Here is an 8547-nt window from a genome sequence, read left to right on the forward strand (position 1 = left end):
GCAATACGCGAAAGTAACCGAAGAAGAGCAAAGGCGAAACAATCATTTCTTGGTGAGCAAAAATAGTTAAAGGATGAAAGATTATGAGTGCCATAGTTAATAAATTACAAAATGAAGTGGATTTTAATGCTGAAAAAACGAGTGCTAGAGTTATTAATTTTCCTCGACCTAAAAACAAAGGAGGACGGCCATCAAAATACTATGTAGAGCTTATGGATGAAATATGTGTGGCTATTTTGAATAGCGACAAGGGCATTGCAAGACTTTGTAAAGAACATAAGAACTGGCCTTGTAAGAAAACTATTTTTAACTGGCTTAACAAAAATAAAGACTTTCAAAAGAGATACGTAATCGCTAAGGATATTCAAATTGATTTCTTAATGGATGAGCTGCTTAGGCTAACTGATGGCCTTTCATCTTTTACCTATGTTGATGATCTGGGTAATACAAGAATACACCCCTGTGCGGTGGATTTAATGAGATTAAAAGCGGACATCGTTAAATGGAAAATAGTTAAGCTATTGCCGCGTAAATATTAGGGCATGTATTTCTAAGTGCTTACCAGAAATAAGTCCTATTTTACCACTCCTTGATATTGTGTCACAAATGGGGTACAATTAATAATAATGCTTGGAGGGTTATATCATGAGTAAGTCAGCTTATATTAGAGCAAGAATTGAACCGGAGTTAAAAACAGAGGCCGAAGCTATATTTAGTGAGTTTGGTATGACTGCTTCTCAGGTTATCACGATGCTATACAAACAAGTATCAAGAAAACATGAAATACCGCTTGATTTGAATTTGCCTAATAAGAAAACAGCAAAAGCCATTGATGAAGCAAGAAAGGGTAAAGGTGTTGTTGCTTGCAAAAATGCTGATGATTTATTTAATAAACTAGGGATATGATGCTTGCTCCTTTTTATAAAAAGCAATTTGAAAAGGATTTAAAGCGAGTAATAAAGCGTGGCAAATCTCCTCAAAAAATAAAAGATGTCATGGGGAATCTGATCAATCAAATCCCGTTAGAGCCAAGTTATCGTGATCACCAGCTAAAAGGAAATTATGTGGATTGTAGGGAGTGCCACATAGAACCAGACTGGCTTTTAATTTATTTGATCCATGATGACTCAATTACCTTTATTAGGACTGGCAGTCACTCTGACTTATTTGGGTAACATGCTGACTTTGTATAACGAACAATAAACGAAGGCATACGAATATGGGCGAAAAGAATTCGTTACTCAGTACGCGAGAGGCTGCGGAAATTGCAGGTTATAGTGCGAGACATATACAAGGCATGATAAAGAAGGGTAAGCTCTCTGCCACAAGGGATGACGGCGGTAATTACCTTATAGAAAAATCTGAGTTTTACCGTGTTTTTCCTGATGCGCACAACAAGCGATCAAATGCGAATAGTGGCGATGACAGTGCGCGAATAGTTCTTGAAAAAGAAGTTCAGCATCTCAAAGAAATGCTTTCTGAGAAAAGTAAACAAAATGAATTCCTGCATAAACAGTTAGAAATGGCAACAACAGAAAAATCAATGCTGCTAGATACCCTTAACAGCAATCAAAAACTACTTGAGCATAGCTCTACTAAGAAGAGAAAACGCCTGTTAGGGATATTCTAAAGCCAATCTATTTTTATTAGTTGCAAATATAAGAAGGATTTTACAATGGATATTATTGAATCAATCAGAAATGTATTGCACCTAATAGAAAATTACCATGACACCTATAGTGTGATGCATGAAGAAAATGTAGGGATAATGATGGAGTATTTAGCAAAATCATTAGGTTATGATGAAAAATATAGTTATGAGTTGCGTCAGGCAGGAACTCTTCATGATATAGGAAAAATTTGTTTGCCATCAAATATTCTTGAAAAAGCAAGTGTGCTAACCCTTTTTGAAAAAGGGGTTATAAGAATGCATCCTGTAATTGGCGGTGAAATTATTAATAAAATTAAATTGCCTCCATCAAAATTAAAAATATTTTTTAATGTTAGTGTTTACCACCATGAATCATATGATGGAAATGGTTATCCTTATAATCTAAAGGCAGATCAGATACCAATAGAGGCAAGAATTTGTAGTGTATGTGATGTTTATGAAGCCCTAAGAGGGATTAGGCCTTATCGTAATAATAGCTTTAGCCATAAAAAAGTTGTAAATATGATTTTTAGTAAAAAAACAAATGGGCTGTTTTATAAATTTGATCCAGTCGTATTAGATGCTTTCTCAGCAATTCAGGATAAATTTGAAGAAATAATTTTTTCATCAAGAAAGCATTAACAACAAATATTATCATTTATACTTGAGATCAGAGTAAGCGGTTAATAAACCCCATCTTTTAATCAACTTATAAATAAATAAAGGTATACCTTTGTTGACTCTCTCCTCACGTGAATAATCAATAACTTAGAGTGTAAATAAAAGTCAAAAATTAATATATTTACATTTGTAAATAAAGGTGTTAAAGTCCATTTACACTATGGAGAGATAATTATTCAAGGCAGGTTATTTTATTTGAGGTAGTAAGAAATGAGTTATTTAGAGAGGTTTATTCGTCGTTTACATGAGTTGATAGGTGCAGGGATGATATGCCTTGGAATAGCTGGACTTTTATATGGCGGCAAGGGACTAAATATATTACTGGCTTTTGGATTTGGCAGCATAATCATATTGCTAATCGAGATAAAAGGAATAATGTACGTGAATCATTTAAAACAAGAATCAATGAAAACAAGGTGAATCATGACAGGGCAAAATATAGGTTATATACGCGTATCATCAGAAGGTCAAAATACAAGTAGGCAACTTGAGGGAGTTGATCTTGATAGAGAGTTCGTTGACGAAATGACAGGTAGCGCAAGAAACAGGCCACAACTTGAGGAATGCCTTAGCTACCTTCGTTCCGGTGATACGCTGCATGTTCATAGCATTGATAGGCTTGCGCGAAATCTTCGCGACTTACAGGAGATCATCGAGGGCTTAGTAGTTAAGAATGTTAGCGTTAAATTTCACAGTGAAAACCTTACCTTTACAGGTGATGACAGTCCTATGGCAACTTTTACTTTGCAAATGATGGGAGCGTTTGCTGAGTTTGAACGAACAATTACGCGAACAAGGCAAAAAGAGGGTATTAGTGCCGCTAAAAAAGCAGGTAAGCATCTTGGTCGGCCAAAGCTTGATAAAGCCCTTAGCGAGAAAGCTAGGCGGCTAAAAAGCGATGGATTAAGCGTGGTTGAGATAAGTGAAAAGATGGAATTATCTAGGCCAAGTATATATAAGCTTCTTAGCTACGCATGATGGTTAATTATTGCTCGTTTGTGGTTAATTTATATAGAGTTTTTCTAGGTTTTTTCTTTTGATTTAAGCCAGATAATAGTAAGATATTAAGCAAGTAAATAGTGATGTTTTGACGCTATTACGACTTTCCAATCAAGGCCTCTCTCTACCCGCAAAAGTAATTGAGACCTCGATTGGTACATGAAGTGCGTAAAGGTGCGTATTTTAGAGAAAAGAAATCTTTGATCAAGACTTAGTAAGACCCAAAGCTTAAAAAAAGATTTTTCATACCTGAAATAACAACGCTCCCTTCACGTTATTATAAACATTGTTTTTTATTTATTGAAACTACTACAACAAATTATTTGTTACAAAGTATTTAACATATAAAACAAAAAGAATAATAACAGCGCACTTCGATTAATATTGGATATTAATTGAGGTGAAACCAGAATGGATGTTAAGAATAAAAATCAGGACGAAATACAATTACCAGAATCTTTACTTAAAAAGCTCTCCTACAATCAAAAGCTAATCATCGAAGCTCTCGCGAAAAAACCAGAGGGCATGCTCTCTCGCCATCTATCCCATAGAACAGGCGTATCAAACAAATCCGACACAATAAAGTTTTCTGTTCGCGAACTATTGGCGAAATACGAGCTTGAAATTCACACAGAAAGAGTTCCGAAAAAGAAACAGTGGTTGTGGGTGTTAAGACCCATTAAACAGGAATAATGGAAACCACAGAGCGGGACGGGCATCCCGCAAGCGGCAACAAAGAACAATACAATTATAAAGCAAGTTCCGCTTTAGTGGTAGCCCATGCGCATAACAGATGGTCTGAGATACTTTCAAATTTTGGATTCGATAAAGACGTTCTTTCTGGAAAGCACTCTCCTTGCCCAATACATGGTGGTAAAGATGGATTCCTTTTCAAAAATGACAATGGGAAAGGTGACTGGGTTTGTGCGACATGTACTAATGGACGTTTTGAAGATGGTTTTAACCTCATCGCAAGAAGGGATCACAACGGAAATAACACAGAAGCATTTAAGCGTGTTGCTCAGTATCTAGGTCTAAGTGGAAACACATCACAAAACAGAAACAGCGAAGATGAATTAAGAAGAAAAACCGAAGAGTATAGAAAAAGACAGCTAGAAGAAGAAAAAAGAAAATCAGAAGAAAAGAAGCTTTCCAAAAAAAGGGGTGGCGATCATGCAAGCAACATAATATCCAACTGCGTTATCAAGCCTCATCCTTATTTGCAAAATAAAGGCATTGATAAGCCAGTTCTTGTAAACACTAAAAACTACAAAGTAAGCGACACTCAAACCGTTTACGCGGGTGCATTAATACTTCCTATTTACGACATCAACAACCAAGAAATACTTATAGGCGCTCAATTTATTAATCCTGATGGCCAGAGATTTTATATATCAGGAACGACTATAGCTGATGGAATTAACGTAATAGAAGGCGACCAGAACTTATCTTATGTTGGCGTTGTAGAAGGCTATGCAACAGGCTTAAGCATCCACATGACAACAGGCGCGACCGTTATTGTGGCTTTCGATGCCAACGGAATGGAGGGAAAAGCAGAGGGGTTAAAAGCCTCTTTTCTTGGCAAGCAATTAGTGTTTTTTGGAGATAATGACAGCCATAAAGACTACACGGGTAATAAGGCAGCTCATACCGCAGCGAAAAACACCAATGGTATAGCTGTAATTCCTGTTTTATCTGGAAATGATTGGGATGACTATAGACAAAAAAATGGCATTGAACCAACTAGAAAGGAGATTAATAGGCAGTTTTCCGAGTACGGAAAAAGCATAGACATAAACGATAAAATAATAGGGCTTAGTATAGCAAGCTCTATATCCTTGGTAAGTAAAAATAAATGCGTGTCTTTTGATGATGCGTTAATAAACTATCCTTCTACATACTGCATTTGCCCTATTTCAGGCGGTAAAGCCATTATCAACGCTGGTTCTATTTATTCATTTGAGCTAAGAAAACAAATCATTCCTGTACTGGCGAACCTATACGACCAAAACATTGTTAATGAATGCAAAGAGATTAAGTCATCAAAAGGTCGGTTTAAATGGGTTGCTATTAACGGCACTCAAAAACACTTATATGCTTTTATCAATTTAACCTCTCACCGAATAGGAGCAGACCTTCCTAACTATGATCTGTTTAATGAGTTTCTTTATAAAAAAACAGGGCTTCAAGCTTCTGATGAAATACTAAACCTAGTCCAATGCCTACAGGAAGCTAGAGTTAATCAAGCTAAAAGTCTAATTGAACTAGAGCCTAGTGAGGTTAGTAAGCACATAAAGTTAAAACAAGAAAGGCAAGATGACGGCTCTTTAAAACTAGACTGGAATCCTGTTGTTGAAAAAGCAAAAAGCAACAAATATAAGCTTGTAGCAATCAAAGCCCAGCATGGTCAAGGCAAGACTCAAAGCTTTATTAAAACCATGCTTGAACACGCAAACACAACAGATGGGGGCATCATCGTCGCTCATCGAAGAAAACTAATTGCTCAAATTTCTAAGGAACTTAACTGCTTTAATTATGAAGATTACTCTAAGCGTTATTTTTCAGGAGTAAGCTTATCTGTTCTTCAAGGCATGGCCGTTTGCCTACACTCTTTTAAGCACGAACATTTTTTATCATACTTAAAAGAAGCCAATTCAATATTCATTGATGAAGCCAGCCAAGTTCTTAAAACATTTTATACAGATAAAAATATTCATAACTCTGTATTAGATAATTTTACCGAATCATCTAAAACAGCACAGTGTATTTATTTGACTGACGCTGACTTAACGACACAAGACATAAAACACTACCAGCAAATATTCGACATAAGCGACAAAGACGTTTTGGTTGTTACAGCAGAAAAACCAGAGCGAGACTACACAGTCGAAATATCATGTTCATCAGCACCAAGGCATTACAGAACTAAGGTTATAAAATCCATCGAGGCAGACCTTCAAAGTAACAAACCATGTGTTCTTGCTGTTGAATCGGAGGCTCAAGGGAAAAGCATCGTGAAGTTCTTTCAAGAACGCTTCCCTTTAAAAAATATAGCCCTAATAACATCAAAAACACCTGATGATGAATTAAGCCCATTCATAGAAAACATAACCGAAAAATCATCTGCTATAGAACTTTTGATTCACACAAGCATTATAGGTACAGGGGTTAGCGTACAGCATAAAGATAAACGTTTTACAAAAGGGTATGGGTTGTTCTCTGGAAACGTACTCAGCGCAACAGAATGCTTACAGATGATGCGCAGATTCAGAGACATAACCGAATGGGAAATAGGGTTATTGTGCAGACCAGAAAGCATGATGATGACGAGCTTTTACAATGATCTTGGTGCGAAAGCCCTAGAAAAGCTCGGTATAGAAACTAGTAATATAGAAAGCGAAATAAGGCTGAATAAAGAAAGAAACAAATCGCTATTTATACACGCCCTTACTAGGCTATTGCGTGATGAGTACGGCTTCAAAATTATTGGTCAACTCGCCTCAGATGATGTCATCAAAGGAATGATAACAACAGAGGAAGTAAGAGAAGAAGAAAAGCAAAAGCTAATTAACGCAACACCGTTACCAATAGAAAAAGCATTGCTTGCCAGAAAAAGGGGGTATAAAACCCATGATGAACGATACACTTCTGAGTCCTCTATTTGCAGAGATTATTTTAAATGCAAAGAAGTAACCGAGGAAGAAGCGGAAATATGGTGTAACCCGTTAGCTTTAGAGGCCTCACAACGACAAGAGAGAGTAATAAAAATACTTAGGCTTGATTCGTCTATTAACCATGTTCAAAAGCAAAATGAAATACTCTCAAAGGCTGGAATCTCGTTAACCCTGTTTAAGAAACAACGATTAACTCAAGAAGCGATAAAAGAACTAAGAAACAGCATAGCCAGTCAATGCGCTGAATTGGTTGGCCTTGGCCTTCTTCGTGAGCGATACAGTAAAGAGTCAAAAATACCTACCGAACGACCAATAGCATTTATTTCTGAATTCCTTAAGTTCATCGGGTTTAAAGTCAATAACAAGCGTTCTAGGAAAAATGACCGCGAGTATCAACTTGAAATAGAAATACCTTATCCAATGGTTAGTCGATTAAGTATCGACGCTAAAACAGATAAAGAAATCTTAAAAGAAAAAGCGCACAAATTAAAAAATGAAGGACTTGGTTATGGCCGTATAGCAAAAGAACTTGGATTAAAAGATAAGTTCCAAGCAAGAAGATTGCTGGAAACATAGGGGTGCGGAATGTACCCACTATCGGCAATTATTATATATATAAATATCCATAGTGGGTACAAAACGCACCCCAACAAGAATGATACATTTAGATTATTAATAGAACAAAGTTGGGCGCAATAAACAGGGGTGCGGAATGTACCCATTATTGTAATTTATACATTTACTCAAGAATTAAAAACTCTTCTTTTGGTAAGCAAAATAATGAGTTCATAATGTCGCAATGATTTTTAGCGTATATGACCTGTATCATGTGCTTTTTTGTATTATTGAATTGGAATTTAATGCTTTTGCCCTTATGAAATAAGGTTTTTACACCAGTACGCGCGATCAGGCGCGTGTGCGTCATGGAGTATGGCATTACTCTTCCTGACTACTACACGCGCGCATCTAGGGGTATGGCTTTATTTCTTGTAATTGGTTATAAAAAAACAATTAAGGATGATAAACAATGTATCAATAACACAGGCGCATCATGGGGTATGGTGATGATAATAATACTGATGCTTTACACCCACACACGCGCTCATTATGGGGTTTGGATTCTGGTCAATAAAGAAAAGTTGAAAGGTTACACCTAAACACGCGCACGTTATAGGGTATGGATTTTCATTTAAAAAAAGGAGTTATGTATGGCAGCAGTTTATATAAGAAGTGACGGTGAAGTTTGTATCTCATTACTTGCCAATGATCCCAAAACACCTCGAAAAAGAAGAGGAACATGTGACGCAAAGACACGAAGGGGAACGAAATGCCAAGCACCTCCAGTCTGGGATAAGGAAAACGATGTAGCAAGAAATGGGCGTTGTAAGCTACACGGTGGTAAGTCTACTGGCGCACGAACGGAGAAAGGACGCGAAGCAATACGCGAAAGTAACCGAAGAAGAGCAAAGGCGAAACAATCATTTCTTGGTGAGCAAAAATAGTTAAAGGATGAAAGATTATGAGTGCCATAGTTAATAAATT

Annotated in this window: 11 protein-coding genes; all 11 read left to right on the forward strand. The window is 36.7% G+C overall.

The window, feature by feature from the left end; genetic code table 11:
* Positions 1–83 precede the first annotated feature (83 nt).
* Positions 84–539, forward strand: a complete 456-nt coding sequence (locus E1O65_RS12100; protein WP_133133851.1) for a hypothetical protein — start codon at positions 84–86, stop codon at positions 537–539.
* Positions 540–645: 106 nt separating this feature from the next.
* The gene (locus tag E1O65_RS12105) at positions 646–906 is read left to right on the forward strand and encodes a type II toxin-antitoxin system RelB/DinJ family antitoxin (RefSeq protein WP_165474970.1); all 261 of its coding nucleotides are present in this window, start codon (positions 646–648) and stop codon (positions 904–906) included.
* Positions 906–1175, forward strand: a complete 270-nt coding sequence (locus E1O65_RS12110) for a type II toxin-antitoxin system YafQ family toxin (protein ID WP_133133860.1) — start codon at positions 906–908, stop codon at positions 1173–1175. Before E1O65_RS12105 ends, E1O65_RS12110 begins: the two co-directional genes overlap by 1 nt.
* Positions 1176–1219: 44 nt before the next feature.
* A complete protein-coding gene (locus E1O65_RS12115) occupies positions 1220–1630 on the forward strand; it encodes a helix-turn-helix domain-containing protein (RefSeq protein WP_133133853.1) in 411 nt (136 codons plus the stop codon).
* Between the two features lie 45 nt (positions 1631–1675).
* Positions 1676–2293 carry an HD domain-containing phosphohydrolase gene (locus tag E1O65_RS12120; RefSeq protein ID WP_133133854.1) on the forward strand — a complete coding sequence of 206 codons (618 nt, stop codon included), beginning with the start codon at positions 1676–1678 and terminating at the stop codon, positions 2291–2293.
* 249 nt (positions 2294–2542) lie between these two features.
* Positions 2543–2752, forward strand: coding sequence for a hypothetical protein (locus E1O65_RS12125; protein WP_133133855.1), 210 nt, complete (start codon positions 2543–2545; stop codon positions 2750–2752).
* Between the two features lie 3 nt (positions 2753–2755).
* Entirely contained in the window at positions 2756–3310 is a 555-nt protein-coding gene (locus E1O65_RS12130) for a recombinase family protein (protein WP_133133856.1), read from the forward strand.
* Positions 3311–3742: 432 nt separating this feature from the next.
* Positions 3743–4024: a hypothetical protein gene (locus tag E1O65_RS12135; RefSeq protein ID WP_133133857.1), complete on the forward strand. Its 282-nt coding sequence runs from the start codon at positions 3743–3745 to the stop codon at positions 4022–4024.
* A complete protein-coding gene (locus E1O65_RS12140; RefSeq protein WP_133133858.1) occupies positions 4024–7581 on the forward strand; it encodes a toprim domain-containing protein in 3558 nt (1185 codons plus the stop codon). The genes E1O65_RS12135 and E1O65_RS12140 overlap by 1 nt, the downstream gene beginning before the upstream one ends.
* Positions 7582–7928: 347 nt before the next feature.
* A complete protein-coding gene (locus E1O65_RS12145; RefSeq protein ID WP_133133859.1) occupies positions 7929–8162 on the forward strand; it encodes a hypothetical protein in 234 nt (77 codons plus the stop codon).
* Positions 8163–8213: 51 nt separating this feature from the next.
* A complete protein-coding gene (locus tag E1O65_RS12635) occupies positions 8214–8507 on the forward strand; it encodes an HGGxSTG domain-containing protein (protein WP_207384252.1) in 294 nt (97 codons plus the stop codon).
* The last annotated feature ends 40 nt before the right edge of the window (positions 8508–8547 follow it).

Origin of the sequence: Legionella sp. W10-070, assembly GCF_900640175.1 — a bacterium.
Taxonomy (GTDB): Bacteria; Pseudomonadota; Gammaproteobacteria; order Legionellales; family Legionellaceae; genus Tatlockia.